Origin of the sequence: Shewanella sp., assembly GCF_048265805.1 — a bacterium.
Taxonomy (GTDB): domain Bacteria; phylum Pseudomonadota; class Gammaproteobacteria; order Enterobacterales; family Shewanellaceae; genus Shewanella.
The window spans coordinates 135865-162181 of record NZ_JBLXAT010000007.1; the positions used below are offsets into that span (position 1 = coordinate 135865).

At 50.8% G+C, this 26317-nt stretch carries 21 protein-coding genes; 15 read left to right on the plus strand and 6 right to left on the minus strand.

Translation table 11 applies throughout. The features are described 5' to 3' along the window. The first annotated feature begins 4 nt into the window (after positions 1–4). Complete coding sequence (locus ACN0TT_RS07245) at positions 5–823, plus strand: ion transporter (RefSeq protein WP_417761470.1); 819 nt, start codon at positions 5–7, stop codon at positions 821–823. A 34-nt stretch (positions 824–857) separates the two neighbouring features. Here ACN0TT_RS07245 and ACN0TT_RS07250 read toward each other — a convergent pair whose 3' ends face one another. Next, positions 858–1820, minus strand: a complete 963-nt coding sequence (locus ACN0TT_RS07250; RefSeq protein ID WP_417761471.1) for an inorganic triphosphatase — start codon at positions 1818–1820, stop codon at positions 858–860. 229 nt (positions 1821–2049) lie between these two features. Here ACN0TT_RS07250 and ACN0TT_RS07255 point away from each other — a divergent pair, with 229 nt between their 5' ends. The 4 genes from ACN0TT_RS07255 (at position 2050) to putA (ending at position 8158) form a co-directional block, all read left to right on the plus strand. Continuing rightward, positions 2050–2730 carry a TIGR00153 family protein gene (locus ACN0TT_RS07255; protein WP_417761472.1) on the plus strand — a complete coding sequence of 227 codons (681 nt, stop codon included), beginning with the start codon at positions 2050–2052 and terminating at the stop codon, positions 2728–2730. A gap of 28 nt (positions 2731–2758) precedes the next feature. Beyond that, positions 2759–4027: an inorganic phosphate transporter gene (locus tag ACN0TT_RS07260; RefSeq protein WP_417761473.1), complete on the plus strand. Its 1269-nt coding sequence runs from the start codon at positions 2759–2761 to the stop codon at positions 4025–4027. A gap of 128 nt (positions 4028–4155) precedes the next feature. Further along, on the plus strand, positions 4156–4734 hold the full coding sequence (locus ACN0TT_RS07265; RefSeq protein ID WP_417761474.1) for a TIGR04211 family SH3 domain-containing protein: 579 nt from the start codon (positions 4156–4158) through the stop codon (positions 4732–4734). Positions 4735–4984: 250 nt separating this feature from the next. Further along, positions 4985–8158 carry a bifunctional proline dehydrogenase/L-glutamate gamma-semialdehyde dehydrogenase PutA gene (putA, locus tag ACN0TT_RS07270; protein ID WP_417761475.1) on the plus strand — a complete coding sequence of 1058 codons (3174 nt, stop codon included), beginning with the start codon at positions 4985–4987 and terminating at the stop codon, positions 8156–8158. Positions 8159–8230: 72 nt separating this feature from the next. Here putA and ACN0TT_RS07275 read toward each other — a convergent pair whose 3' ends face one another. Beyond that, positions 8231–9460, minus strand: coding sequence for a dicarboxylate/amino acid:cation symporter (locus ACN0TT_RS07275; protein WP_417761476.1), 1230 nt, complete (start codon positions 9458–9460; stop codon positions 8231–8233). A 503-nt stretch (positions 9461–9963) separates the two neighbouring features. On the opposite strand from ACN0TT_RS07275, the gene ACN0TT_RS07280 reads away from it, so the two are divergent. After that, entirely contained in the window at positions 9964–10140 is a 177-nt protein-coding gene (locus ACN0TT_RS07280; protein WP_417761477.1) for a helix-turn-helix domain-containing protein, read from the plus strand. A gap of 63 nt (positions 10141–10203) precedes the next feature. On the opposite strand, the gene cydC is transcribed toward ACN0TT_RS07280, so the two are convergent. Then, positions 10204–11925: a heme ABC transporter ATP-binding protein/permease CydC gene (cydC, locus tag ACN0TT_RS07285; RefSeq protein ID WP_417761478.1), complete on the minus strand. Its 1722-nt coding sequence runs from the start codon at positions 11923–11925 to the stop codon at positions 10204–10206. Continuing rightward, entirely contained in the window at positions 11925–13736 is a 1812-nt protein-coding gene (gene cydD / locus ACN0TT_RS07290; RefSeq protein ID WP_417761479.1) for a heme ABC transporter permease/ATP-binding protein CydD, read from the minus strand. Before cydD ends, cydC begins: the two co-directional genes overlap by 1 nt. Before the next feature lie 280 nt (positions 13737–14016). Here cydD and ACN0TT_RS07295 point away from each other — a divergent pair, with 280 nt between their 5' ends. Beyond that, positions 14017–15585 carry a DEAD/DEAH box helicase gene (locus ACN0TT_RS07295; RefSeq protein WP_417761480.1) on the plus strand — a complete coding sequence of 523 codons (1569 nt, stop codon included), beginning with the start codon at positions 14017–14019 and terminating at the stop codon, positions 15583–15585. 53 nt (positions 15586–15638) lie between these two features. On the opposite strand, the gene ACN0TT_RS07300 is transcribed toward ACN0TT_RS07295, so the two are convergent. After that, positions 15639–16694, minus strand: a complete 1056-nt coding sequence (locus tag ACN0TT_RS07300) for a DUF3626 domain-containing protein (protein ID WP_417761481.1) — start codon at positions 16692–16694, stop codon at positions 15639–15641. Between the two features lie 759 nt (positions 16695–17453). Here ACN0TT_RS07300 and ACN0TT_RS07305 point away from each other — a divergent pair. From ACN0TT_RS07305 to ACN0TT_RS07330, 6 genes are all read left to right on the plus strand, one after another. Next, positions 17454–17846, plus strand: a complete 393-nt coding sequence (locus ACN0TT_RS07305) for a hypothetical protein (protein WP_417761482.1) — start codon at positions 17454–17456, stop codon at positions 17844–17846. Between the two features lie 67 nt (positions 17847–17913). Continuing rightward, a complete protein-coding gene (locus ACN0TT_RS07310; protein WP_417761483.1) occupies positions 17914–18474 on the plus strand; it encodes a hypothetical protein in 561 nt (186 codons plus the stop codon). Continuing rightward, complete coding sequence (locus tag ACN0TT_RS07315) at positions 18471–18722, plus strand: hypothetical protein (RefSeq protein WP_417761484.1); 252 nt, start codon at positions 18471–18473, stop codon at positions 18720–18722. Before ACN0TT_RS07310 ends, ACN0TT_RS07315 begins: the two co-directional genes overlap by 4 nt. 81 nt (positions 18723–18803) lie before the next feature. Beyond that, positions 18804–19076 (plus strand): hypothetical protein, encoded by a 273-nt coding sequence (locus ACN0TT_RS07320; protein ID WP_417761485.1) that lies wholly within the window; start codon positions 18804–18806, stop codon positions 19074–19076. 55 nt (positions 19077–19131) lie between these two features. Then, positions 19132–19659: a M23 family metallopeptidase gene (locus ACN0TT_RS07325; protein WP_417761486.1), complete on the plus strand. Its 528-nt coding sequence runs from the start codon at positions 19132–19134 to the stop codon at positions 19657–19659. Between the two features lie 101 nt (positions 19660–19760). Beyond that, positions 19761–20228, plus strand: a complete 468-nt coding sequence (locus ACN0TT_RS07330; protein WP_417761487.1) for a DUF2127 domain-containing protein — start codon at positions 19761–19763, stop codon at positions 20226–20228. A gap of 78 nt (positions 20229–20306) precedes the next feature. Here the strand turns inward: ACN0TT_RS07330 and ggt are convergent, their stop codons facing one another. After that, on the minus strand, positions 20307–22091 hold the full coding sequence (ggt, locus tag ACN0TT_RS07335) for a gamma-glutamyltransferase (protein WP_417761488.1): 1785 nt from the start codon (positions 22089–22091) through the stop codon (positions 20307–20309). A gap of 407 nt (positions 22092–22498) precedes the next feature. Between ggt and ACN0TT_RS07340 the strand changes: the two genes are divergently transcribed. Both ACN0TT_RS07340 and ACN0TT_RS07345 read left to right on the plus strand, forming a co-directional pair. Next, a complete protein-coding gene (locus ACN0TT_RS07340) occupies positions 22499–23008 on the plus strand; it encodes a GFA family protein (protein ID WP_417761489.1) in 510 nt (169 codons plus the stop codon). 218 nt (positions 23009–23226) lie between these two features. After that, a partial coding sequence (locus tag ACN0TT_RS07345; RefSeq protein WP_417761490.1) for a DUF4132 domain-containing protein occupies positions 23227–26317 on the plus strand: 3091 nt, incomplete at its 3' end.

Here is a 26317-nt window from a genome sequence, read left to right on the forward strand (position 1 = left end):
GCTTATGCCCATCAAACACCGTTGGAACATTGGTAACGAACTTGTCAGCCCCTTCGAACTGGCGATGATGATGTTGTCATTTATCTCCGTCATTCTGATTTTGCTGATGGTGCTAGTGCCGATGGATAAAGAAACCAAGCGTTTGCTGTTTCTTATCGATAGCGGCATCTGTGTCATTTTTCTGCTGAATTTCTTTGTCGGCTTAATTCGCGCTAAGCAAAAGGTCAAATATCTGCAACTGCACTGGATTGATTTTGTCGCCAGTATTCCCGCGATTGAGCCGCTACGTTTAGCCAGATTGTTCCAAATTCTGCGGGTTATACGCCTGATCCGCATGAGCCGTTCGATCATCGGCATGCTACTCAAGCAACGCCGCCAAGCCACCTTAGCCAGCTTGATGGTGGCGATGGTCACCATTATGGCGTTCTCCTCAGTGCTAATGCTATTGGTCGAAAACGGTGTCCCCGGCGCTAATATTAAATCGGCAGAAGATGCCATCTGGTGGTCATTGGTCACCATCTCCACCGTCGGCTACGGTGATTTTTACCCGGTGACCACTATTGGCCATGTCATCGGTGGCGTGGTGATTGTGTGTGGGGTGAGCTTCTTCGGGGTGATTTCCGGTTATATGGCATCAATATTTGTGGCGCCAGATGAACAGGAGCAGTTAGAGTCGCAACGCAAAGAGATGCGCGAAGAGATGGATCAAGTGCTGAAACGGATGGAGCACAACCAGCGGCAGATGATGTTGGAGATTGCCGAACTGAAAACCGCGCTCTACCAAGCCACGCCTTCTGAGCAACCACCACCATCATCCAACTAAGTTGCTACTGCGATAGTAGTAACATTGTCACTTGTTACGCTTCTAACAATAATGCCAACAACTGCAGCTGTAGTTGACCATAGTACAACTGCTGTTGCAGTTGTTTAAGACGTTGTGCGGCAGGGAGTTCACTGTCCACTTGTAACTCACCAATCAACCACAAGCTCAATTCCGCAATCGGTTCCTCTAACGCTTTGAGTTGTAACACTCGCGGCAGCTGCGCCAACAGCTCTGCAAGCCACAGCCAATACTGTTGCGATTTGGCTGGCTCATCGGCGAACACACTAATCGCCTCCTCCAAGGTTTGCCATTCGGCCAATAAGCTCGCCAAGTTCAGTTGCGCCAATGCTGGAGCCTTTGGCTCTGCCAAGGCTTGTTGACCAGCCAAACGATAACCGCGTTGCGCCTTACTGGCTTTGCCTAAGCGCACAGGAACCGCGCGGGCTACCTGCATGGCCAACGTAAGTAATGCCGCAGGCTGGCCGTTAAACAGTTCAAATTCTACCTCACATATCGCTGTTCGGTCGCCAGCGGCACTAATGTTGCCGTGGTCAAACGCAACCTCAACCTCGGCGTCTTGCCGCTGAATAAGCCAAGTCGTGCGCTGAAAATCTGTACTAAAAAGACAGGTCAATGCTTGCTGCAACTGCGCAATATCGGTGTGCGCTGGCCAAATCTCTGCTGGAAATAACGCCAACTGAGGCTGTTCACCCTGGATGGCGACATTATACTCAGGCCGACTATGCAAGCCGCCAATCACCTGCCCTGCGGTTTTTATCGTCTGCTCCAACGCTCCATTGCAGCCACGGACGCGTAGCCCCATTTCTAACTTACGCAAGGCCAACTCAGGCGTATCAAAATAGCGGTTAACCAATAGCTTTTCTTGGCCTTCATATGTTCCAGCCAATTGATTTATAGCGGCTTTTAAAGAGGGTACCTGCTCAGGATCGAGCATGAGTTTGAGTTCGATTTCTTGTGGTTGCTGTTCGTTTGACATGCGATTCGTAGCTCACTTCTTCATTAAATATTCATATAACTGTCATACTAATTAGCGAATGTCACACAAATGTCATAAAACTGTCTTACCCTTTTGCAGCCTTGATATATAGCCCAAATATATTAAAACTGATCTTGTGTAGGAAAAAACACAGTTTCAATAAGTGGACGCATGGGGTAACATTCGCCCGCGTTTCCAATCGTGGAATAAGCTGAGTAGGTAAACGGCTATGCCAGTAAACTCTATTTTAGGCGTGTTCGCTAAGTCGCCAATTAAACCGCTGCAAGAGCACATTGACAAGGTATACGATTGTGCATCATTGCTGGTACCTTTTTTTGAGGCAACCATTGCTGGTGATTGGGACAGTGCTGTCACCATCCGCAAAACCATCAGTCAGGAAGAACGTGACGCAGATACGCTGAAACGTGAAATCCGCCTGACATTGCCTGGTGGTCTATTTATGCCCGTTGAGCGTACCGACTTGTTGGAACTATTAACCCAACAAGACAAAATCGCCAACAAGGCTAAAGACATTTCAGGTCGTATAATCGGCCGCCAACTGCTTGTACCACAAGCAATCCAAACTCCCTTCATCGCCTATCTGCAGCGCTGTTTAGATGCTGTTGCCTTGGCAAAAGAAGCGATTAATGAACTTGACGACCTGCTTGAAGCTGGCTTCCGTGGCCGCGAAGTTGAGCTGGTTGCCAAAATGATTAGCGAGCTTGATGTCATTGAAGAAGATACTGACGAACTGCAAATTCAGGTTCGCCGGCAGCTTTATGCGCTTGAAGCAGGCTTGAGTCCAATCGACGTGATGTTCCTGTACAAGATTATCGAATGGGTCGGGGATCTTGCTGATCTCGCGGAACGCGTTGGGTCTCGTCTCGAGCTTATGCTTGCTCGCGTCTAAAGAAGAATAACTTTTACAAGGTTACAGTATGGTTGAGGTATTAGTAACTAACGGTCCGTGGTTGATCGGAATTGCTGCTGTTTTTGGATTTCTTATGGCGTGGGGGATTGGCGCCAACGATGTAGCGAATGCGATGGGCACTTCAGTAGGTGCCAACGCAGTAACCATTAAACAGGCGATTATTATCGCAATGATTTTTGAATTTGCTGGGGCTTATCTTGCGGGAGGCGAGGTAACTAGCACAATTCGAAATGGCATTATTGATTCAAACTATTTTACCGATTCACCAGAACTATTAGTGTACGGCATGATCTCTTCGCTGCTCGCCGCAGGTATCTGGTTGGTTGCAGCGTCAGCCCTAGGTTGGCCAGTGTCCACCACGCACTCTATTGTTGGTGCCATCATTGGTTTCGCCGCCGTGGGTGTGGGCTATGAGTCGGTATCTTGGGGTAAAGTCGTCGGTATTGTTGGTTCGTGGATTATCACACCCGCTATCTCAGGTTTTATCGCCTTCTGTATTTTCCAAAGCGTACAACGGTTGATTTTCAACACTGATGATCCACTGAGAAACGCTAAAAAGTACGTCCCTTTTTATATGGCGCTGGCAGCATTTGTGATGTCGCTGGTCACCATTATTAAAGGCTTGAAACACGTTGGCCTGCATCTAACCACCATCGAAGCATACGCCGTAGCGCTGTTGATTGCTGTCGTTGTTGGTCTGTGTGGCAAGGTGCTAATCTCTCGTTTAAAAATGAGCGAGAAGCCAGAACGCCAAGCCAACTACAACAACGTAGAACGCGTGTTCGGTTTGCTGATGATTGTGACCGCCTGTTGTATGGCATTTGCCCACGGTTCTAACGACGTGGCCAACGCCATTGGCCCATTGGCAGCCGTTGTTTCTGTAGTGAGCAGTGGTGGCGAGATCTCTAGTAAAGCATCGTTGGTGTGGTGGATTCTGCCACTGGGTGCCTTTGGTATCGTTTGTGGGCTGGCTATCTTTGGTAAGCGCGTGATGCAAACCATTGGTAAGAACATCACTCACCTGACGCCAAGCCGTGGTTTTGCTGCTGAACTCGCTGCAGCAAGTACTGTTGTTATCGCTTCAGGTACTGGTTTGCCAATCTCTACCACCCAAACATTGGTAGGCGCCGTACTCGGTGTTGGTATGGCACGTGGTATCGCGGCCATCAACATCGGTGTGGTACGTAACATCGTTGTATCTTGGGTAGTGACACTGCCTGCAGGTGCTGGTTTATCTATCCTGTTCTTCTTTACCATTAAGGGCGTGTTCAGCTAAGCCGTTCACTGCTCGCAAAATCAGGATAAATCAAACTGATAAAGAGGGAAGCCAATGGCTTCCCTCTTGCATTTGTAAGGTAAGATCCCCTAGCATGGGTTCAACACTGACAAAAAGAGAGCATACCCGTGCTGAGAGGGATTTTACTCATTGGAGCCTTACTGTTCACATCGGCCACAATTGCTGCGGAACAAACTGGCTATATTTCTGACGATATCTTTATTTATATCCATGGTGGGCCAGGTAATCAGTACCGCATTTTGGGCAGTATTGAAGCCGGAGAAAAAGTGACCTTGTTAGGGGACACCCAAGATGATTACAGTCACATTGTCGACCACAAAGGCCGTGATGGTTGGGTAAAAACCGACTCTCTCGTGCAACACCCCTCTTTCCGCTACCAATTGCCAGCGTTACAAGAGCAGTTAAAGCAGCAGCAGCAAAAGCTGCAAGGTGCTTTGAGTGAAAAAGGCAGTGCTGATTCTCAGGTTGATCACCTTAGTTCTGAACTCGCCGATACCAAAGCCGCTTTACAACGTGCCAACAAAGAACGTGACGATGCCAAGAAACAGTTAGCGGAACTGCACAACAATGACAAATACAAAATGTGGCGTGAAGGTGGCGTCATAGCAGCCATAGGCGCACTGATAGCCGTGGTGCTAGTGTACCTGCCAAGGCCACGAGCGAAGAAACGCGATCGCTGGTTCTAAGCCGTATAGATTTACTGACAAAGCAGTGTTTTTTAAACACTGCTTTTTTGTTTTTGCTATGTAAATCAGATTGAAAAACTTAGTAACCAAACAATCGCCACAATAGCTCTTAGTACAGTGTGGTAGATCACGTTTTGCGGGTATAATCGCAGCGCGCAAGCGCCCGATGGTCAATAAAAACTACAAGCGCAATTTGCGATTGAGATGTTTAGCAGCCTTTAATGCCTCAATGGCTTGGATGGATAAAATTATGTTTAAAGCGAGCGAAGTACTTGCTGGCTATTATGACAATGCCACTCTCGACCAGCTTTTCACCGCAATCAGCGATAACTACATCGTCGATGAAGATAGCTACCTCAAACAGCTGATCACCCTAGTTCCTGCCGATGAGCCGACTATAACTCGCGTGACGCAACGCGCCCACGATTTAGTCGCCAGTGTGCGTCAGTACGACAAAAAAGGCCTTACCGTTGGTATTGATGCCTTTTTACAGCAATACAGCTTAGAAACCCAAGAAGGCATCATTTTGATGTGCCTTGCCGAAGCCCTGTTGCGCATTCCCGATGCCGCCACCGCCGATGCTCTGATTGAAGATAAACTCTCTGGCGCGAAGTGGGATGAACACTTGTCAAAGAGTGATTCAGTATTAGTTAACGCCTCCACTTGGGGGCTGATGCTGACCGGCAAAATCATCAAACTCGACCGCAACATCGATGGTAAGCCAAGCAACTTATTAAAACGCTTAGTTAACCGTGTTGGTGAGCCGGTGATCCGTCAAGCGATGTACGCCGCGATGAAGATCATGGGCAAGCAATTCGTCCTTGGTCGCACCGTTAAAGAAGCGCTCAAAAACAGTGAAGCCACCCGTAAACTGGGTTACACCCATTCGTACGATATGCTGGGTGAAGCCGCGCTTACCGCCAAAGATGCACAAAAGTACTTTGAAGATTACAGCTATGCCATTAATGAGCTGGGCGCTAATCCGTACAATGAGAACGACGCGCCACGACCAACCATCTCCATTAAGCTATCGGCATTGCATCCACGTTACGAGGTTGCCAACAAAGACCGTGTAATGACAGAGTTGTACCAAACGGTCATCCGTTTGATTGAGCAGGCGCGGCGCCTCAATGTCGGTATCCAAATTGATGCTGAAGAAGTTGACCGTCTGGAACTGTCCCTTGAACTGTTTCAAAAACTCTACACCTCCGACGCCGCCAAAGGCTGGGGCTTACTTGGCTTAGTAGTGCAAGCCTATTCCAAACGGGCGCTGCCGGTGTTGTTGTGGATTAATAAATTGGCTCACAGCCAAGGCGACATCATTCCGGTACGTTTGGTGAAAGGCGCCTACTGGGACAGCGAGCTGAAATGGGCTCAACAAGCAGGCGAAGCGGGTTATCCGCTATATACCCGCAAAGCCAATACCGACATTTCCTATCTGGCCTGTGCACGCTTTTTGCTGTCTGATAAAACCAAGGGCGCCATCTACCCGCAGTTTGCCACTCACAATGCGCAAACCGTGGCCGCCATTAGTGATATCGCGGGTGAGCGCGCTTTTGAATTCCAACGTCTGCACGGCATGGGACAAGAGCTATACGACACCTTACTGGCACAAAACAAGCAGCGCTCAGTGCGGATCTACGCACCGATTGGCGCTCACAAAGAGCTGCTACCTTACTTAGTACGCCGCCTGCTGGAAAATGGCGCGAACAGCTCCTTTGTTCACAAATTGGTTGATCCAAAAACGCCTATTGAATCGCTGACACAGCATCCACTGCAGAGCGTTAGCAAATACACCACCCTGGCAAATAACAAAATCGCCCTACCCGCCGACATCTATGGCGCGCAGCGTAAAAACTCCAAGGGATTAAATATGGACATCATTTCAGAATCGACGCCATTTTTTAAAGCGCTGGCGGCGTTCAACGACCATCAATGGCAAGCAGGCCCGCTGGTCAATGGTACGCAGCTCAATGGCAAGCAACAAACTGTGGTGAGCCCTTATGACACCACCCAAACCGTGGGCAGTGTGACCTTGGCTGACGACAGCGCTATAGAACAAGCCTTAGCAGGCGCCACGGCGGCATTTCCAACTTGGTGTCGCACGCCGGTTGCACAGCGTGCTACCGCATTGCAAAAACTGGCCGATTTGCTGGAAGAACACCGCGATGAACTGATCGTCCTGTGTACTCGCGAAGCCGGTAAAAGCCTGCAAGACGGTATTGATGAAGTCCGTGAAGCAGTCGATTTCTGCCGTTATTACGCCATCAATGCCAAGCAGATGATGAGCAAACCTGAGCTGCTACAAGGCCCAACGGGAGAGCTGAACGAACTGTTCCTGCAGGGCAGAGGGGTATTTGTCTGTATCAGCCCATGGAACTTCCCGCTGGCAATCTTCTTAGGTCAGATCACTGCCGCGTTAGCAACCGGTAACACCGTCATTGCTAAACCGGCCGAACAAACCTGCTTGATTGGTTTCCGCGCGGTGCAATTGGCGCACGAAGCAGGCATTCCTACAGATGTGCTGCAATATCTGCCTGGTAGTGGCAACGTGGGCGCCAAGTTGACGGCTGACGAGCATATCGGCGGTGTGTGCTTTACTGGTTCTACCGGCACTGCCAAAGCGATTAACCGCACACTTGCCAACCGTGACGGCGCGATTATTCCGCTGATTGCTGAAACCGGCGGTCAAAATGCCATGGTGGTTGATTCCACCTCGCAGCCAGAGCAAGTGGTCGGTGACGTGGTGGCTTCATCCTTCACCAGCGCAGGTCAACGTTGTTCCGCATTGCGTGTGCTATATGTGCAGCACGATGTGGCTGACCGCGTGGAAGAGATCCTCAAAGGCGCCATGGAACAGCTGACAATCGGTTACCCTGGCGATGTGAAAACCGATGTTGGCCCGGTGATCGATGCCACGGCTAAATCGAACCTTAACGGTCATATTGAACACATCAAGCAAGTTGGTCGTTTGCTCAAGCAGGTGGAACTGCCAGCAAGCTGCGCTAACGGTCACTTTGTGGCCCCGACGGCAGTAGAGATTGAGTCCATCAAAGTGCTGGAGAAAGAGCAGTTTGGCCCGATTCTGCACATTGTGCGTTATCACGCCGAAGACTTGGCGCAGGTGATCGACGAGATCAACAGCACCGGTTACGGCTTGACGCTGGGCATTCACAGCCGCAACGAAACCCATGCGCTGCAAATTGCCGATAAAGTGAACGTGGGCAACGTTTACATTAACCGTAACCAGATTGGTGCGGTGGTGGGTGTGCAACCATTCGGCGGCCAAGGCTTGTCGGGCACCGGCCCTAAAGCGGGTGGCCCACACTACCTACAACGCTTTGTGACAGAAAAAACTCGCACCAACAACATCACTGCGATTGGTGGTAACGCCACACTGCTTGCCTTGGGCGACAGCGAATAGATTCCGTAGCACTAAACGTCAAAAGCCACCGCATTGCATGCGGTGGCTTTTTGTTAGCAAGACGATAGCGGTTTAGGCGGCGTCTTTCGGAGCATACTTATCAACAATCACGGCACATGCCGCGTCACCGGTGATGTTTAGCGCGGTACGGATCATGTCAAAGATACGATCCAGAGCGAACAGCAACGGCAAGCCATCAATCGGGATCCCTGCAGACATCAACACCGCCACCACGAGGAAAGTTGGCCCCGGCACACCAGCCTGACCAATCGCTCCTAAAGTTGAGGTCAAAATAATTGCCGCGTACGCCATCATGCTCAAATCAACCTGATACATCTGCGCAAAGAATATCGCCACTAAACCGTAGTAAATCGCGTTACCGCTCATATTGATGGTTGCGCCCAATGGCAACACAAACGATGCAGTAGCGTTGCTGACTTTTAACTCCTCCTCCACGGTTTGCATATTCACTGGCAACGTCGCCATAGACGAGGCCGTGGATAACGCCATCACCTGCGGTTTTTTCATCAAAAAGATGAAACGACGGGCCGAGACGGGCGACAAGAAATGCACCAGCAGCGGATAGACCACAAAGCCGAAGATGAAGATGCCAGCGACGTAAATCCAGAACAGATTGAGTACCACTTCGAGACGCTCAAAGCCATAGGTGCCCACCGCTTCAGCCATCAAACCAAATACCCCTAACGGCGCGATGATCATCACTTTAGTGATCATCCACACCAGCGCTTCCAATATAGTGCTCAAGCCTTTTTGTACTTGTTTAGCGCCATCGCCTTTTACCTTGGTCAACGCGATACCGAAGAAGATACTGAACACCAAAATCTGAATGATGTTACCGCTGGTCATCGACTCAAACACGTTGGTTGGGATCATGCCGATGATGGTATCAACCGCACCAGCAATTTTACCGTCGGCAGCGGTGACTTGAATCATGTCGCTAGTTTGCGCCACATTAGAAAAGTCGGCCGTCGCGCCAGGCTTAAGCCAAACTCCAAGCCCGATGGCCAATACCACCGCCAGCGCAGACGTGATCAGAAAAAAAGCAAAGGTAGTGATACCAATTTTACCCGCTGATGGGCTGTCACCTAAGCTGGCGGCGCCAACCACGATCGCCACTAGTACTAGCGGGATCACCAACATCTTAATCAACGAGATAAACAGCGTACCAAGCGGTGCAAAAACGGCGGCATCTGCGCCCATGAGGTGCCCAACGACGGCACCAACCAGCATGGCAATCACCACTTGCATGCCAATGCTGCTAAGCCACTTCTTCATTTTCATTATTATGGTCTTCCAATTGTTATTCTTACGGCCGTGTAGGATGCCGGCCAACGCGATAAAGCCAAGACGTTAACACAGAAAAATAGCCAATAGCAGCAAAATCCCGTATCAAAAGATTAACATTACCTTTTCCCGCGTGGCTGAAAATCACCGCGGGAGTAATTTTTGCGGATGAATAGGGGCTGTTTATCTTTGCTGATTGTTTTTGCAGCAGGCAGCGAGTGATTTAGGCAAGGCAGGTGATGTGCCGTGTAGTTATTCTCCACCAACAGCACCTAACGCTGAATAAATTGCGCGCTGTTGCTGCCCGAAGGGTTCATTTAAACGCCTCCTGAACGTTGTTGCGCCCAGCTTGCTTAGTTGACTAAGCGTCGCAGGTCTCGCCTCGTTCATAATGCGTTTAATTTGAACAAAAATTAAACACTAAAGATCAACAGCCCCTTAGCAAAGCCAACATAGCCTGACTATACTTTCGCAGACATTCTCGACTCAGGAGACAGTTTATGAATAAAGCTATGCTGACGCTGGAAGAGGTCTGCGCGCTATTGGACAAGACGCCCACTACCATCAAACGCTACGCACGTGAAAACCTGCTGAGCAGCGTCAAGGAGAACGACCAGTTGATGTTTCCCGCTGAAGAGGTGCATCGTTATTTAGCGCTCTCCAAGAAACTCGGCTAACCACAAGCCATACGTAAAAGGACGCCCACAGGCGTCCTTTTACGTTAATCACCAAGCATTGTGTTAATGCAGTTTTTTATAAAGCGCGCTGTAGGCCGGCTCATTGGCAAATAGCACATCGTGGTTGCCTGAGGCCACAATCTTACCGCCATCCAATAAATGGATTTGATCCATCTGCGCCATGCCAGTTAAACGATGGCTGATCATCAACAAAGTTTTACCTTGCGCATGGGCGAACAGTAGCTTGAGGATCTCCTGCTCATTACGGCGATCTAGCCCTTCGGTAGGTTCATCAAGCAGCAGGATTGGCGCATCACGCAGCAACGCCCGCGCCACACCAATACGGCGTTGTTCGCCACCCGATAACTGGCGACCACCCTCACCTATCCAAGCTTTCAATCCCTGCCCGTCCAGCAAGTGACCTAAGCCCACTTGGGTTAATACCTCGGCCAAGCGCTCATCTGTCAGTTTAGTGGCTGAGGCCATCTGCAGGTTATCGCGTAATGTGCCCGCCAGCAGCGCCACCCGTTGACTGACCACCGTGATTGCATCACGTAGTTGCGTTTCGGTGAACTGCTCAACAGGTGTACCGTCCAGCAAGATTTGCCCAGCTTGTGGTAGCCATTGCCGCGTCAACAACGCTAACAAGGTGGATTTACCGCAACCGGTTTTACCCAACAGTGCCACTTTGCTACCAGCAGCAATAGCGAGATCCAACTGCTGCAAAATTGGCTGCTGCGGCTGATAAGCAAACTCGATGCCCTGCAGCGTGATAGCCCCCTGGTGCACTTGCGCAGCACTGCTGGCAGGAAACACGATATCCGCCTGTTGCTGTGTGATTTCACTCACCCGCTCTGCAGCCAGCAGACAGGATGATAGATGCTGAAACGCCCCCGCGAGCGGCATCATCATTTCAAACACCGCCAGCGCGCAAAAAACGGGCAATGCCATCATCGGTCCCGGCGGAATATCACTACCGACACCATCGGCAGCAAACCATAGCATTAACAGTAAAATAGTGCCGTGAAATACAATCAAGGCCGCTTGGCTTAAGCCTGTCACACTCGCCATAGCACGCTGGCTGGCAAGCCATTGCTGTTCATCGGCATCTAACTTGGCCCGCTGTGTCGCACTGGCACCAAATAACGCTAATTCTGCTTGCCCCGCCAGCCAGCCCAACAGGCCGATACGATATTGACGGCGACCATTGAGCACCGCCGTGCCCGGTTGTTTACCCAGACGATAAAACACCAAAGGCAGCACTAACCATGCCAGCAGCAAACCACCACAAAGGATCAGCGCCAGCGTCCAATCAAACCAACCGATAAACCCGAACAGACACACCAACATCACCGCAAATGCAGTCAATGGGGTGAGTAAGCGCAAGTAAAGATGATCCAGCGTATCAATATCCGCCACCAAACGATTGAGCAGATCGGCGCGGCGCATACCGGCTAAGTTGCGCTCACTCAACGGCAACAGTGACTTCCACGCCCATTGGCGCAGGTCAGTCAAAATACGAAAAGTGGCTTCGTGCGTCATCAAACGCTCACCGTAACGGCTAGCGGTGCGGGCGATTGAGAAACCTCGTACACCGCCGGCGGGGGTAAAATAGTTCATCGCCACGCCACTTAACCCCGCCACGGCCGCCGCCGACAAGAACCAACCGGATAGCGATAGCAAACCAATCCCGGCAGCTAAAGTGGTTACCGTCAGCAACAGGCCAAGGCTCATCATCCCCCACTGGCGACGGAACAAACGCAAAAATGGCAATAAGACTTTCATTATTGTGCGCCTCCTGCTGGGGTTAACGTTGGTAATTCGCCATCATCCAACGAGGCTTGTAGCGGTAGCTCTTGTAGCATCTGTTGGAATACACCCGCTTGTTCACTGAGTTGTGCGACTGTGCCCTGCTGTACAATGACGCCATCTGCCAGTACCCACACTTGATCCATATTCGCCAGTTGGTCTAAACGATGGGTGATCATCAAGCAGGCGTTATTGCAGAGTGCCTGTTGCAGTGCCGCCAGCACCCATTGCTCGTTTTGGCTATCTAAACTGGCACTCGGTTCATCCAGTAACAGCAATGGCGCTTGCTTGGCTAAGGTACGCGCCAACGAAATTCGCTGCGCTTGGCCGACAGACAAACCACCGCTGAACTCGCCAATGAGATGCGCCAACCCTGCTGGTTGTGCTTTGACAAAATCCGCCACCCGCGCTTGCGCGAGGTAGTGCCACAGCTGCTCATCACTCAGTTGCTCATTTCCCATACGCAGGTTTTGTGCAATCGAGCCATAAAACAGTTGTGGGTTTTGTCCGAGCCAGCCGAGCTGTTGGCGCCACGCGGCCATGTCCAGCTGCCGCAGCTCGATACCGTTGATGGTGAGTGACCCTTCATACGGCAAAAAGCCAAGTAGCACGTTGAGCAAACTGGTTTTGCCCGCCCCGCTAGGCCCGACTAGCGCCACTTTTTGTTGAGGTGCGATAGCGAATGACATCGGCCCTGCCAACAGCACACCATCCATACTTAACACCTTAAGATCACGCGCCTGAATGCGGATATCGCCTGCGGGTAACGCTTGTGTTCCTTGCGCTAATGGCTCCGGCGCGGCCAACAACTCCATGATAGATTCCGCGGCACCAATGGCTTGCGCTTTGGCGTGGTAATGGCTGCCCAAATCCCGCAGCGGCTGATAAAACTCGGGCGCCATAATCAAAATAAACATGCCGGTAAACAGCGAAATTGGCGCGCCGTAGTGGCCGAAATTCAATTCGCCCAAATAGCTAAAGCCAAAGTACACCGCTAGTACCGCAATCGAAACCGCGGCAAAAAACTCCAACACCGCCGAGCTTAAAAATGCTAAACGCAGCACTGCCATTGTCCGTTCACGAAACGCTTCCGAAGCCTTGGCAATCGCTTGTTCCTCTGCCGCCGCGCGGTTGAAAAGCTTGAGCGTAGACAGCGCTTTCAGGCGATCCATAAAGTGGCCACTCAGTTGCTGCAACGCGCTAAAATTGCGGCGGTTAGCATCGGCAGCGCCCATGCCCACCAAAATCATAAATAATGGAATGAGCGGCGCGGTAACGAGCAGAATGACCCCAGCCATCCAGTTCAGCGGAAAGGCACAACACAGAATGATCAGCGGAATAAACCCGGCAAGCGTCATCTGCGGCAGGTAGCGGGCGTAGAAGTCATGCAGATCTTCCACCTGCTCCAACACAATACTGGCCCAAGCACCCGCTGGCTTACCGTTAACAAAGGCCGGGCCAAGACGGCTGAGCTTATTGAGTATGGCGGAACGCACTTCGCTACGCAGTCGCCTGCCAGCCTCAAAGCTGACACGTTCACGCACAAAAGCCACCATGGCACGCACGACCAGCAACCCGCCTAATCCCAGTACGTGATAGCCAAATTGCTCACGCGGCGCCGAGTCAATAATTACGCCGTGTAATACGGTGGCTAACAGCCACGCTTGCGCCACCAGCAACGCACCGTTAAACACACCTAACAACATTGAGAATTTAAGATAAGCGCCACACGCGCCTTGTTGGTCACGCAGCCACTTCGCGAGTTGTTTTTCGAGGGATTTATCCATGAATTATGACGTTAAAACAGCATGTTATTGAGACTAAGACCGCCAAGCAGAGCATCGGTTCGATACGCTTGACCATCAGCCGAAAATTCGATAGGCGCCAGTATCGCAGGCATTGCGACGGGAATAAACCTCAGCGGATGATTTTTGGCGATGGATTACAAATAATGCCAAGTAACGCATAGGTGACATAGCTTAGCCAACGCTTTTGAGCTACACTTGCGGCCCGCCTAATACAGGCCAATTGTTTCTAGGCTTTGCGCCAATCAACTGAGTATTCTGCATGAGTTTTGCCTCTCTCGGCTTATCCGCACCCATTCTTAACGCAATCGATGACATGGGCTACACCACTCCGTCGCCCATCCAAGCACAAGCTATTCCGCCCGTACTTGAAGGCCGTGATGTGATGGCCGCCGCGCAAACAGGCACAGGTAAAACTGCCGCGTTTGCGCTACCTATGCTGCAACGGCTCGATAAAGGCCGTCGCCCAGCAGCAGGTCATATTCGCGCCTTGGTGCTCACACCCACCCGTGAACTGGCCGCGCAAATTGCCGAAAACGTCGATCTGTTTAGTAAGAACCTGCGCCTGCGTCATTCGCTAGCATTTGGTGGGGTGTCGATCAATCCGCAGATGTTGGCGCTGCGCCGTGGTGTCGATATTCAGGTAGCAACGCCAGGCCGCTTGCTCGATCTGTATCAGCAAAACGCGATCAAATTTGACCAGCTAGAGATGCTGGTACTGGATGAAGCCGACCGCATGCTGGACATGGGTTTTATTCATGACATTCGCCGCATTCTGGCGCTGCTGCCAGCGAAACGGCAAAACCTGCTGTTCAGTGCCACCTTCTCGGACGAGATCCGCGAACTGGCTAAGGGCATCGTCCATAATCCGGTTCAAGTGTCAGTTACGCCACCTAACAGCACTGCTGAGCGCGTCACTCAAACCTTGTATCCGATGGATAAAGGTCACAAAACCAACGCGCTGATCAAACTGATCAACGATGAAGATTGGCAGCAAGTATTGGTATTTATGCGCACCAAACACGGTGCCAACCGTCTAGCGAAAAAGCTGGAATCGACCAACATTACCGCTGCAGCAATTCATGGCAATAAAAGCCAAGGCGCGCGCACCAAAGCACTGGCCGATTTTAAATCGGGCGCAGTGCGGGTATTGGTAGCCACCGATATCGCCGCCCGCGGATTGGACATCGACCAACTGCCGCAAGTGGTTAACTTTGAGCTGCCTAACGTGGCGGAAGATTACGTTCACCGTATCGGCCGGACTGGGCGTGCTGGAGCGTCTGGCCATGCCATTTCATTGGTGTGCGATGAAGAGCTGAAATCGTTAGCCGATATCGAAAACTTGCTGCGTCAACATATTCCACGACAAGAACTGGCCGGCTTCGAAGCCAGCAAACCACTGGCGGAAACGCGCTTACGTGCCAACGGTCCGAAAAAACCGAAGAAGCCCAAAAAGCCAAAAGAAACTGTGCTATTGGATAGCAATGACGCCGCAAAACCAGCCGATGCCAATGGCGGCGGTGAACGTCGTAAACCACAACGGGATCATCGTGCAGGCAATCAAGCGGGCGACCGCAAGCCGCAGCGTGATAATGGCAATCGCCAACGTGCAGGTAACAATTCGAGTAAAAATACTGCGGGGAATAGCGGCCAAGGCCGTAACGACGAACGCCAGCCTGCGGCTAAGCGTAACGATAACCGTCGCCCACGGGATAACAATCAAACGGCCAATAAAGACGGCGCTAAACCGCGTCAGAATGATGGTCGCCCAAGCAACCGTGGTAGAAATCAGGCAAATGGCAGCAAGCCTAAAGGCAACGCCAACCGTTAAGGCATCAACGTAAAAGGGAACCGATGGGTTCCCTTTTTCATGCAAGATGAACGCTATTTCGCGGGGTTCGCCGCGCCGTAACGCACCAACACATGCCACAACAATTTGAGTAACTGCATCACCTCGCCTTGACTACCAAACTCGCGCCATTGTTTAGGCTGACGGCTGACCGATGCGGCCGCAGCGCCGATAGCGGCGGCGGAGAGTTCACCATTGGGCGCTACTTTTTCCGCCAACGCTGGCATACGTGCACCACGAAAATCACTCGGCACGCTCTCCACCGCCATGCGATAGCCCTGATGCCAGCCCAACTGCAAATTATAACGTTGGCACAACTGTGCCATCTGCTCGCCAATCTCAGTGCCTTGGTAACAACTGTCGGCCACTAAATGGGTCACATCCCGCGCTAATTGCAGTTCACCGTGATATTGCGCCTCAACATAATGATCTAAGTTACGACTCAGCGGCTGCGCAAATCGCGCTGCGACCCCTTGTGGTAACTGATCACACAGATAGGCCACCAAAGCTGCGGGACGCAGCGGATAGCGGCCAAGAGCAGTATCACGCTCAAAGCTTTCGTTAAACAGCGCGGCAAACACGCTTTCAAAGCTGTTTAAGGTGCCACGTTCACGCGGCTCGCGGCAGGAGTCTAAGTAGCAAAAACTGCACTGTTCCATCAGCGCTGGTGTCGACAGCAAATAGCAACTGCCAAACCGCGCCGCAGCACCACTTTGATGCAGCCCGACATCCAACGCACCATATTTCGGCCGATTGCGAGCACCGACATAACAGTTACCGAACTGCTGGTTTTCCCAATGATCGCGCGCGCCACCCAGCTGCGGTGATAATTTTGCAGTAGATACTCGGGTTTCAAACTGGGTGCGATAAATACCATCATGCAACAAGCCAGCAATCACTGGCCAGCCACGGGTATCAAGGTGATCAGGATGGAAATGAAATGCGATACGACCAAACTCGGCCAGATTGAGCAAAGCATGGTTTAAACGCGCCGTATCAATAGCCGACATCAGCTGCACATTACGAATTAACGCCAATGCTGCCTCTCGATCTGCCATCACCTGCTGCCGAATAAAATCGATCGCGCTCATATACTGCCTTTCCTTTGCCGAATCTTATCAAGATACTGCATTCATAGGTTTTTTGTTAGCGGCTGGCGTGGATTCTTCAGCGGTCATACAGCATTTTTTTAAGAGAGGTAGCAACACGGCACAAGCGGTGTGATTTAGCAGCAAGTGAGATAGCGCAGGTAAGGCTCGTTATGTCGAGATTGACGCCGCCATTACGTCACCACATCCATCGGCAAGGAGCGAGCCCCCTCCGCTATGCCCTGAGTTTTTCGACTCACCACAACACTGCCATGCACTCAACCCACCGCTCGGGTTTGTCGATGTTTAGCGTTCGTGCTGCTATCAGCAGCAACATCAAAAAATGCGAGGGGCTGTTTATCTTTAGTGTTTATTTTTTGTTCAAATTAAACGCATTATGAACGAGGCGAGACCAGCGACGCTTAGTCAACTAAGCAAGCTGGGCGCAACAAAGTTCAGAGTGCGTTTAAATGAACCCTTCGGGCAGCGACAGCGCGCAATTTATTCAGCGTTAGGCGCTGTTTGTGGAGAATAACTACACGGCACATCACCTGCCTTGCCTAAATCACGCGCTGCCTGCTGCAAAAACAATCAGCAAAGATAAACAGCCCCTAACAAGTTGTTAAGTAATCGGTCTAAAAACGTGCTGGCAAGCTGACACGCATAGAGTCATAGGAAAAAAGGTGATAAGTTTGTTGCCCGAAAGGAAGTGATATCAGCGCGAGTTTTTACCTCTGCGCTCTCAAGGAAAAGTCATTGCTTATGAACGCCATTCAAACATTGGGTGATAAGGTCACCGCTGAGCTCACAGATTCAAACCTCACCAAGGCTACCGATGACCAGCTAGCTAAGTACCTAAGTGACTTTCCAGCTCTTCCCGCAGAATACCTCTGCTTGTTAAAAGAGCTTGGCTACGGCAGTTATGGTCAGATGGGATTCGTTATCTACGGTGGTCCCCTTAGCCCCGATGAAATATTTGATTCAGCCACGGCCACCGCACTAGAAGGCTGTATCTTGGTTGGTGATGATTACTCTGGTGGAATGATTGGTTACCAACGTACCGACAATGGTTATGTTTTCAAACAGTTTGACCATCATGAAATTATCGATATTGAACCCACGAATCTCATAGACTTTCTAATAGAAAATCTATGAGATTCGTCACCGTGTTAAACCGCTAGGGGCCAAACTGATATGGTTCTGCAACAAAATGAGCGTCAAAATGGAATTAGACACCCTATCCAACAAACAACTGATTGCCGCCCTTAAAGCCTGTGCCACGTTAGATATTGCACTGTGTGAAGAGGCGCATATAAGAAGCTTCGCTTACCAAGCTGACTGGCAACCCGGCATAGACATCGCCACCTATGACAATGGCGGTGGTGATAACCTCCTTATCATCATCAAAGGCGACGCAATACTCATCAAAGGCTTCGACCATGAATCTGAGGTAAGTCCTTATGCCCAAGAGGAGTATGGCATCTGGCCCGGCATTTACGATGGCGCTCCCGCGGAGCTGTTAGCCATGTTGGATAACGACGCGTTCGAGAGGGATGATGTCACCTTCTGCTTTTGGCGCACCACCAATACGGGCACCTGGCAACAAGGCCCTGTTGAGTTTCCAAACAACGAGGATGACGGCAGTAACTGGCTACTAGCTGCAATCAGAACCACGGCGAAAGAGTTCATTGACTATGCAACCTATTACTACCAAGACGATTTCAATAAAATGACCCCAGCTAAAGTGCATCAAGTATTCAAACAATATGAGTTAGCTCAATGACCATGGCTTTCATTAAAATCTCTCAGATTGAATCGATCGCCAAGGCGGAAAACGCCTTCCATCGACTGGTAGACATTGCCTATGTGGAGGAGGTTGGCAGCGATTACATCCTCGCTATCCCTGATAATCCCGATCTCAGTGATCCCGCAGAATTTGAATGGCTTAAATCGATCATTGAGCGAGTGATGCATGACGCTGGTGAAAAGCATGTACAGATAGACAAGCTGACTCAGAATGAAGCGAGCTGATGTCAACATTTGCATGTCAATACGGCATCCGCTACATGCGTTGCAGCCTTAATTAGCACTAGACCGAGAAATAGCACAGCGATGGCACCACAAAATAAAGCGCCCTACCAACCACCAAAGCAGTTAAAGCAATGGCGCAATGATATTCCCAATGGAGAGTTGTACAGCGTGTACATCACCGATGATAACAAGCTATGGTTTACCTCTGGCCGCTTTGCCCACGCGTCTGGCGCATGCAGTGTAGACATCGCCGACTTTTTAGCAGGGCAGCTCAACAAGCAGGTTAGGCAAGGCGTGTTTGCTGAAATCATCACCTATCTTCAGCAGCACACAACCACAACCAACCAGCACTAACACAAGTATTGGCAGACAACATCGTTTGAGCACGACATAGCAAGGATACATCACTATGGTAAAACGGATACTGCTGCTGTTGGGCATCATCATTGTGTTAGGCTTCGTCATCCCCGAACCACGCACGATCCCGGTGCAACACGCCACCAGCGCCGATTGGAACAGCAACACCTTTTGGTATGAACCTTGGGGCACCTCCGGCGTCCACAAAGGGATTGATATCTTTGCGACGCAAGGCACAGCTGTCATCAGTGCCACCCATCAAGTGATTTTATATCGAGGGCAATGGCGCAAAGGCGGTAACGTGATCATCGCACTCGGGCCGAAATGGCGCCTGCACTACTATGCTCACCTTGCCAGTATCGACACTGATGGACATTATTTCATCCCGCAAGGAAGCCAAATAGGTACGGTCGGTGCGACGGGTAATGCCCAAGGTAAACCGCCACATCTGCACTACAGCCTTATATCGTTAATACCTTATGTGTGGTTGATGGACGCGACCACACAAGGATACAAGAAGGCGTTCTACTTAAATCCCATCACCTATCTGACGCGCAGCGCCAAATCTGAGCATTATTAAACTCGAATTAACGCTAACCAGTGGCGATGTTAATGGTGGTTTACGGTTAACTCGACATAAAATAGACAAAGCGAATATATGCCCAGCTTTGAGGAAATAAGATGGCAACAGCCAAAAAAGGCTTAAAAGTGATTGCCGCGTTAGAAGCGTTTAAAGGTGTGCTGTCATTGCTGGTTGGCTGCGGCCTTCATGTTTTGGCCGGACGCAACCTACAACAGTTAGCCGAGTCATTAGTCACCCATGCGCATCTCAATCCCGCCAGCCATCTGCCGAGTGTGTTTATTCAAACCGTAGGCGACATACCAAATCACGATGTTGGCCTAGTGGCTATCGGCGCATTTGCATACGCGGCTATCCGCTTTATTGAAGCCTATGGCTTATGGAAAGCTTACCTCTGGACGGAATGGTTTGCCTTAGCCAGTGGCGCTATCTACCTACCATTTGAAATCTATGAGCTATTGGTCCGTACCAACGTGCTAACCGCAGTAGTACTGGCGGTGAACATCGCGGTAGTGTGGTACATGGCACGGATACTGTTCACACAAAAACACGAAAAAGCATTGGAGTAGTTTTAACGGTTGACCAAATGGGTCTCAGAAACAAAAGAACCCAGCATTGGCTGGGTTCTTTTCATTAGATTACAAGGCTTAGTAACCTACTGCCGCCCCTTGTGGGCGACGGGCGTCGTTAGCACCATAGATATACCCTTCACGTACTTTGCCTGATACGGCAGAGTCACTCAGGTTGGAGGCTTGCTCCTCTTTAATCACGCTTGGCAAACCCACCATAATCGCCTCGGCCGCACCCCATGGTTTTTTCTCAACCATGTTATAACCGCGTTCCTTTAAGATTTTCAGCGTATCAGGTGAAATACCACGGGTTTCGTAAATCACCACATCTGGCAGCCATTGTTGGTGAATACGTGGAGCGTTAACCGCTTCTTGCAGCGTCATGCCGTAATCAATCACATTCATTACGGTATTCAGTGTGATAGTGATAATCAATGAGCCACCAGGCGAACCTACCACCATAAAGGTTTTGCCATCTTTAGTGATGATGGTTGGCGACATCGATGACAGCGGGCGTTTGCCCGGCGCAATCGCATTCGCTTCGCCTTGTACCAACCCGAACATGTTTTTCTCACCCACTTTTGAGGTGAAATCGTCCATCTCGTCGTTCATCCAGAAACCATAACCCGGTGCCATCACCCCGGCGCCAAAGCGGCCGTTGATGGTGTAAGTGGTTGATACCGCGTTACCGGCTTTATCCAGCACAGAGTAATGCGTCGTTTGTGGCTTTTCATGTGGCGGAATGCCAGCGCCTAACTCGCTTGATGGGGTAGCTTTAACCGGATCGATCTTGGCACGGATCTCTGCGGCGTATTTTTTGCTCAGCAGTTTATCCATCGGCACGTTGACGTAATCAGGGTCACCTAGCAGGTTGTTACGATCGACAAACGCGTGGCGCATCGCTTCGGCAGTGTAGTGAATCGCATCAGCTGAGCCGTAACCCATAGACTTCAGATCATAACCTTCCAAAATATTCAGGATCTGGCACATGGTAGTGCCGCCTGAACTGGGTGGCGGTGCCGAGATAAAATCATAGCCACGATAAGAACAACGCACCGGTTCGCGCTCTTTAGCGACGTAGTTTTCAAAATCTTTCGCCGTCAGATAGCCACCGTTGGCTTTTGATGCCTGCTCAATCGCTTTAGGAATGTCGCCTTTGTAGAACGCATCAGGGCCTTTGGCAGCAATCAAATCTAAGGTTTTCGCCAGATTTTTCTGTACTAAACGATCGCCCGGTTGCAGCGGACTACCATCAGGACGCAAAAAGATTTTGGCGGCTTGTTTATCGCCACGCATTTTCTCAAGGCTAGTGTCGATCACATCCGTATCACCACGGGTCAAAATAAAGCCTTCACGGGCTAACTTGATTGCCGGCGCCATAATCTGTGCACGGGTCAGTTTGCCTGAACCGAATTTTTGCAGCGCCATCTCCATGCCACGTACGGTACCCGGAACGCCCACGGCGCCCCATCCAAGTAAGCTAGCATGTGGGATCAGGTTACCGTTTTCATCTTGGTACATGTTGGCGCTTGCCGCGGCGGGGGCCATTTCACGAAAATCAATGAAGTGATCTGAGCCATCGGCCATATGCAGCGTCATAAAGCCACCGCCGCCAATGTTACCGCAGCAGGAGTTAACCACCGCTTGGGCATAACCCACGGCTACCGCCGCATCAACCGCATTACCGCCCATTTTGAGTATTGCTACGCCCGCTTCAGAAGCAAACTTCTGAGAAGACACCACCATGCCATTTTTTGCTTCAACCGCTGGCAATGATGCTGCCGAGCTAAAAAAACTGGCCGCCGTCGCGCTGAGCGACAATGCCAGCAAAGATGCCTGCATTAGGCGTTTTTTATCATACATTTGAGTTTCCTAAACCTCTCCCGCAATAACCGTCAACCCTATGGCAGCGCCAGCAAAATAGCAATACAAGGCTGCAATAACCGCACAATTTCGACCAAATACTGCTATGCATGCAACCAGCCGCTAGCTAACATGCCAATGACACTCGCGCGCTGAAATTATCATCAGCAAAGGTCGTCCGTCTTGTATCCCGTCAGTAAGGCAAAGCGAGCTTAGATTGTCCAACCCTATTACTAACAAGGTTCGAATACGTCTTCGCCACACTCTGGATTTGTAACAGATTGGCAAGCTAACTGCGGACATGCTGGTGCATGGCGATGTTGACTAATGAAGGGATGCCGCAGCGTATACTTCATCGCAGAGCACACCCTGGACTTATTCGCACCGTTCCAAGGAGCGCATCCAAAATGCCCAGCCAATATCCATTACGCGGTCAATGTGACTGCGGCTATATTCAATACCAAATCAACTGTGAGCCGCTCGTCGTCCATTGTTGTCACTGCAGCTGGTGCCGCCGAGAGACGGGCTCCGCCTTCGCTATTAACGCTATGATTGAAGCCGACCAAGTGCAACTGCTGAGTGGCGAGCCTGTGCTAGTGAACACCCCCTCCAACAGTGGCAAAGGGCAGCAAATTGCACGCTGTCCTCACTGCCATGTCGCGCTGTGGAGCCATTATGCGGGCAGCGGTCCATTAACAAAATTTGTGCGTGTCGGCACCTTAGTAACACCAGAGGCATTGCCCCCTGACGTACATATTTTTACCGCCGACAAACTGCCGTGGGTACTACTACCGCAGCACGTTGCTGCATTTGAGATCTACTACGATCGCGACCAAGTCTGGCGCGAGAATAGCCTACAACGCTGGCAACAACTCCTGCCTAAAATTGCCGCTTGGCGCGCTACGCAAGCACACTAATACGACATTTATCCACAAGCCTCCGTCATGCAACGATGCGCAGGTTTGTGCAGCGGATTTCCCCTAGGAGCTCGCTTCGCTTGTCCTCATCTTTACTAATTTAGGGTTGTTTTCAAACGCGTTGCTGGGTATGTTTGCGGCTCGATGATTTCCAACCGAAATCTATGGATATTTAGGAAGCCCACGCGCAAGCGTGGCATGATGCAAGGAAGTTGTTCATGCTTAAGACGTTTATAAGCAAATTCGTTCCTCAACCAACCTCTCTCGAAAGTCTGCTTACCACCGCTTGCCATGGCTATGATGCCAGCAAAAAAGGTCTCGCAAAGCAAGTTGCCCACTATCTTAATACGGGCGAAGGCGCCGATTGCCTCCATGCGCTAGGCCAATTAACCGCTGGGAAAGGTAGCAACATGCCGGGGCACTTTGCGCCCGATAATGCCTATAAGCGAGATGAGAAAATCTTAGCCGCCATGCAGCAGGCCTTTGCTGATGAGCTAACGCACCAGCCCGCGTTTTTACATCGGTTAGCACTGGTGAATCAGGCACTGGGGATACGGGTTCACTTGCGTCATGTCGAATCCAACATTGACGGCTGGTTTGCGCATCTGCTGGTGTTTCTTAATGACCATGTGGAAGCGGTCAATGATGAAGCTGCGATCGCCCAGCTCCCTAACCGCCAAGAATTACTGGCAGTGCTGCGTGAGTTTGAACTGCCAGAGTGGTATATCGATGCCTACATTCTCGAACGTACCCACTGGCGCTATGGCGATGACTACGCCAACTACCTGCTAAAACAGGCGGATTGGCCTGCTATCTGCGCCGAGCCTGCCTACTATCAACAACTGGTACAACTGCATGCTGAGGGACGCAACACCCTGTGCAATGTACTAGCCGAACAAGCACAACTCAGTAATGATTTACTGCCGTTGCTACTGCAACTTGCGGCAGATAAGTCCAATAAAGTACGTAAATCAGCACTGCACACTCTGAATAAAATTGATGAAACCACACGGCTGAACTACCTAAGCGAACATTTCCTTGCGGCAAATACCGCCACGCGCGGCTATTGGGTGGCTACGGCAGCTGACTGTGCGTCAGCTCAGCCATTACTTGAAAGTTGGCTCGCCACTGAAAAAGTCGCCTCGGTGAAGAAACTCCTCAGCCAAACACTTGAACAGTGCCAGCTCAAGCAACAAAGCGAAAACTTTAGCTGGGAACTCCCCAGCTATAGCACCGTGAGCTTTGATAAAACATTTCCCGCCCATTGGCTTGATGACTGCATGCAAGCCTTGCAGGAGATGATTAGCGAGACCAAAGCGGATATCGAAGATGCCAAACAAGCCGCACCAGACAGCTACCGAGCGAGGTATTTGGACAGATATCAAGCCAAATTGAAAGCGTACCAAGCGATTACTCGCCACCAAGTGGCCCAGTGGTTACAGCAGTTAGCCGACGGACAACCCCCCAGTTCCGATACCCTCGACACTATCATTCGTCATGCCAAATTATTGCAGCAACCCGATGTACAACTGCCGCACTTTTTCATGTTGGTAGGGCCACAAAATCGCTGGTTGCATCGATTATTAGATAACGACAACGCAAGCAAGATCATTCAAAACAGCATCAGTGATGTGCGGCAACTGTTGCCGTTCTTGCAAGAATTTCGCTTTGGCGCCACGGCTCTGACTAATCACTTGCTTAACCTACGTGGCAACCCAACGGGCACCTTGCCACAAGCTCTGGAAGCATTACCGCTGTGGCCACTGTTTGCTGAATATCCGCAAACGATGGAACTCGCCTTAGACGGCCAGTTAGCCACGCAGAGCACACCACAAGATAAAAGTGGCTCGCTCATTATTGACCGCCTCAATAACAGTAATAATCACGATGAAGCTGGCGTGACAGCGCAGGCGCTATTCCTGCTAGCCGATTTTCCAAAATTGCCGGCACACTGGTTGCAGCGGGTCTATCAACTGGCATTTGATAGCCGTAAACTGGTGCGGCAACAAGCACAGCTTACCGCCGAACAGCACGGCATCATCACCGCTAAAGTCGCTGAGGGGCTGCAATCTAGCAGCAAAGATACTCGCAGTGTTGCTGCGCAATGGTTGATCAAACTGCAGTTAACCGATGCGCAAACCGCCTTGCAGCAAGCCATCAAAAAAGAGAAAGACCTTGCCACCCGTGCGCAACTATTAGAAGCGCTACAGTTATGTGGCGGTGATATTAGCGAATTTACCTCATCAGCGGCATTAGCTGCCGAAGCGGCATTAGGCCTGAAAAAAGCGCCACCGAAAAGCATGGCATGGCTACAGCAAAGCGCTCTGCCCGCCTGCCAATTTGCCACTGGTGAGCCAGCGGCAGCGAGCACCATCTACTGGTGGTGTGTACTGGCCGTGAAGCTGAATCAGCCAGAAGGCAACAACCTACTGCGCTTGTATCTATCGCTGTTAGATAACGCTAGCCAAGCCCAACTGGCGCACTTTTTGTTGGCGGCATTTATTAGCCAGGATACTCGCGGCCCTAGCGACCAAGAAGCCCATGAATACGCTGAAGCCAACAAGCAAAATGAGTTTGCGATGTATCAACGCTGGGCACAATACGAGTGGGGCACTGAATACCAAAAACGTACTTTGGAAGATGCCTACAACGCCTGCTTTCAAACACGTAAAAAGCAACTGTTCGGCAGCGCCATCAAAGAGAAAGGGCTACTGGCACTGATTGCGGGCGGCAAGCCAAACGAGCTGTTAGCGCTGATCCAACCCTTCATGAAGCAGCACTATGTGCGCCGCGCCCAGATTGAAGCGATGCTCAGCGCCGTCGCTAACATTGATGATCCGGTGATCATCCAGTTCATTCTGGCGCTGGCGCGGCGCTACCGCACCAAGTCAGTACAAGAGCTGGCGCGGCAGTTGGTGGAACAAATCGCTAACCGTAACGGCTGGACCACCCATGAACTGGCCGACCGCACCATCCAAACCGCCGGTTTTGAAAATACCCAAGGGCCCACGCCGTTCAATTACGGTAAACGCACACTGTCATTGCAGCTGAGCGATGATTTGAAGTTCCAACTGCTCAATGAAGATGGTAAAGAGCTCAAAGCCCTGCCTCAGCCACGCAAAGACGACGATGAAGCGTCCGTCAAAGAAACCAAAACATGGTTTAGCAGCTGTAAAAAAGAGCTCAAACAGATCATTGAACAACAAACTGCGCGGCTCTACGAAGCCATGGCCACCGAACGCCACTGGCCTGCCAGTGATTGGCAAGAGTATCTGCATCAACACCCAGTGATGTTCCGCCTCCTGCTAC

Excerpts from the sequence above, each read along its gene's own strand:
- ACN0TT_RS07245 (WP_417761470.1), top strand. The coding sequence starts at position 5 with ATGCCCATCAAACACCGTTGGAACATTGGTAACGAACTTGTCAGCCCC.
- ACN0TT_RS07250 (WP_417761471.1), bottom strand. The coding sequence starts at position 1,820 with ATGTCAAACGAACAGCAACCACAAGAAATCGAACTCAAACTCATGCTC.
- ACN0TT_RS07255 (WP_417761472.1), top strand. The coding sequence starts at position 2,050 with ATGCCAGTAAACTCTATTTTAGGCGTGTTCGCTAAGTCGCCAATTAAA.
- ACN0TT_RS07260 (WP_417761473.1), top strand. The coding sequence starts at position 2,759 with ATGGTTGAGGTATTAGTAACTAACGGTCCGTGGTTGATCGGAATTGCT.
- putA (WP_417761475.1), top strand. The coding sequence starts at position 4,985 with ATGTTTAAAGCGAGCGAAGTACTTGCTGGCTATTATGACAATGCCACT.
- ACN0TT_RS07275 (WP_417761476.1), bottom strand. The coding sequence starts at position 9,460 with ATGAAAATGAAGAAGTGGCTTAGCAGCATTGGCATGCAAGTGGTGATT.
- ACN0TT_RS07280 (WP_417761477.1), top strand. The coding sequence starts at position 9,964 with ATGAATAAAGCTATGCTGACGCTGGAAGAGGTCTGCGCGCTATTGGAC.
- cydC (WP_417761478.1), bottom strand. The coding sequence starts at position 11,925 with ATGAAAGTCTTATTGCCATTTTTGCGTTTGTTCCGTCGCCAGTGGGGG.
- cydD (WP_417761479.1), bottom strand. The coding sequence starts at position 13,736 with ATGGATAAATCCCTCGAAAAACAACTCGCGAAGTGGCTGCGTGACCAA.
- ACN0TT_RS07295 (WP_417761480.1), top strand. The coding sequence starts at position 14,017 with ATGAGTTTTGCCTCTCTCGGCTTATCCGCACCCATTCTTAACGCAATC.
- ACN0TT_RS07300 (WP_417761481.1), bottom strand. The coding sequence starts at position 16,694 with ATGAGCGCGATCGATTTTATTCGGCAGCAGGTGATGGCAGATCGAGAG.
- ACN0TT_RS07305 (WP_417761482.1), top strand. The coding sequence starts at position 17,454 with ATGAACGCCATTCAAACATTGGGTGATAAGGTCACCGCTGAGCTCACA.
- ACN0TT_RS07310 (WP_417761483.1), top strand. The coding sequence starts at position 17,914 with ATGGAATTAGACACCCTATCCAACAAACAACTGATTGCCGCCCTTAAA.
- ACN0TT_RS07315 (WP_417761484.1), top strand. The coding sequence starts at position 18,471 with ATGACCATGGCTTTCATTAAAATCTCTCAGATTGAATCGATCGCCAAG.
- ACN0TT_RS07320 (WP_417761485.1), top strand. The coding sequence starts at position 18,804 with ATGGCACCACAAAATAAAGCGCCCTACCAACCACCAAAGCAGTTAAAG.
- ACN0TT_RS07325 (WP_417761486.1), top strand. The coding sequence starts at position 19,132 with ATGGTAAAACGGATACTGCTGCTGTTGGGCATCATCATTGTGTTAGGC.
- ACN0TT_RS07330 (WP_417761487.1), top strand. The coding sequence starts at position 19,761 with ATGGCAACAGCCAAAAAAGGCTTAAAAGTGATTGCCGCGTTAGAAGCG.
- ggt (WP_417761488.1), bottom strand. The coding sequence starts at position 22,091 with ATGTATGATAAAAAACGCCTAATGCAGGCATCTTTGCTGGCATTGTCG.
- ACN0TT_RS07340 (WP_417761489.1), top strand. The coding sequence starts at position 22,499 with ATGCCCAGCCAATATCCATTACGCGGTCAATGTGACTGCGGCTATATT.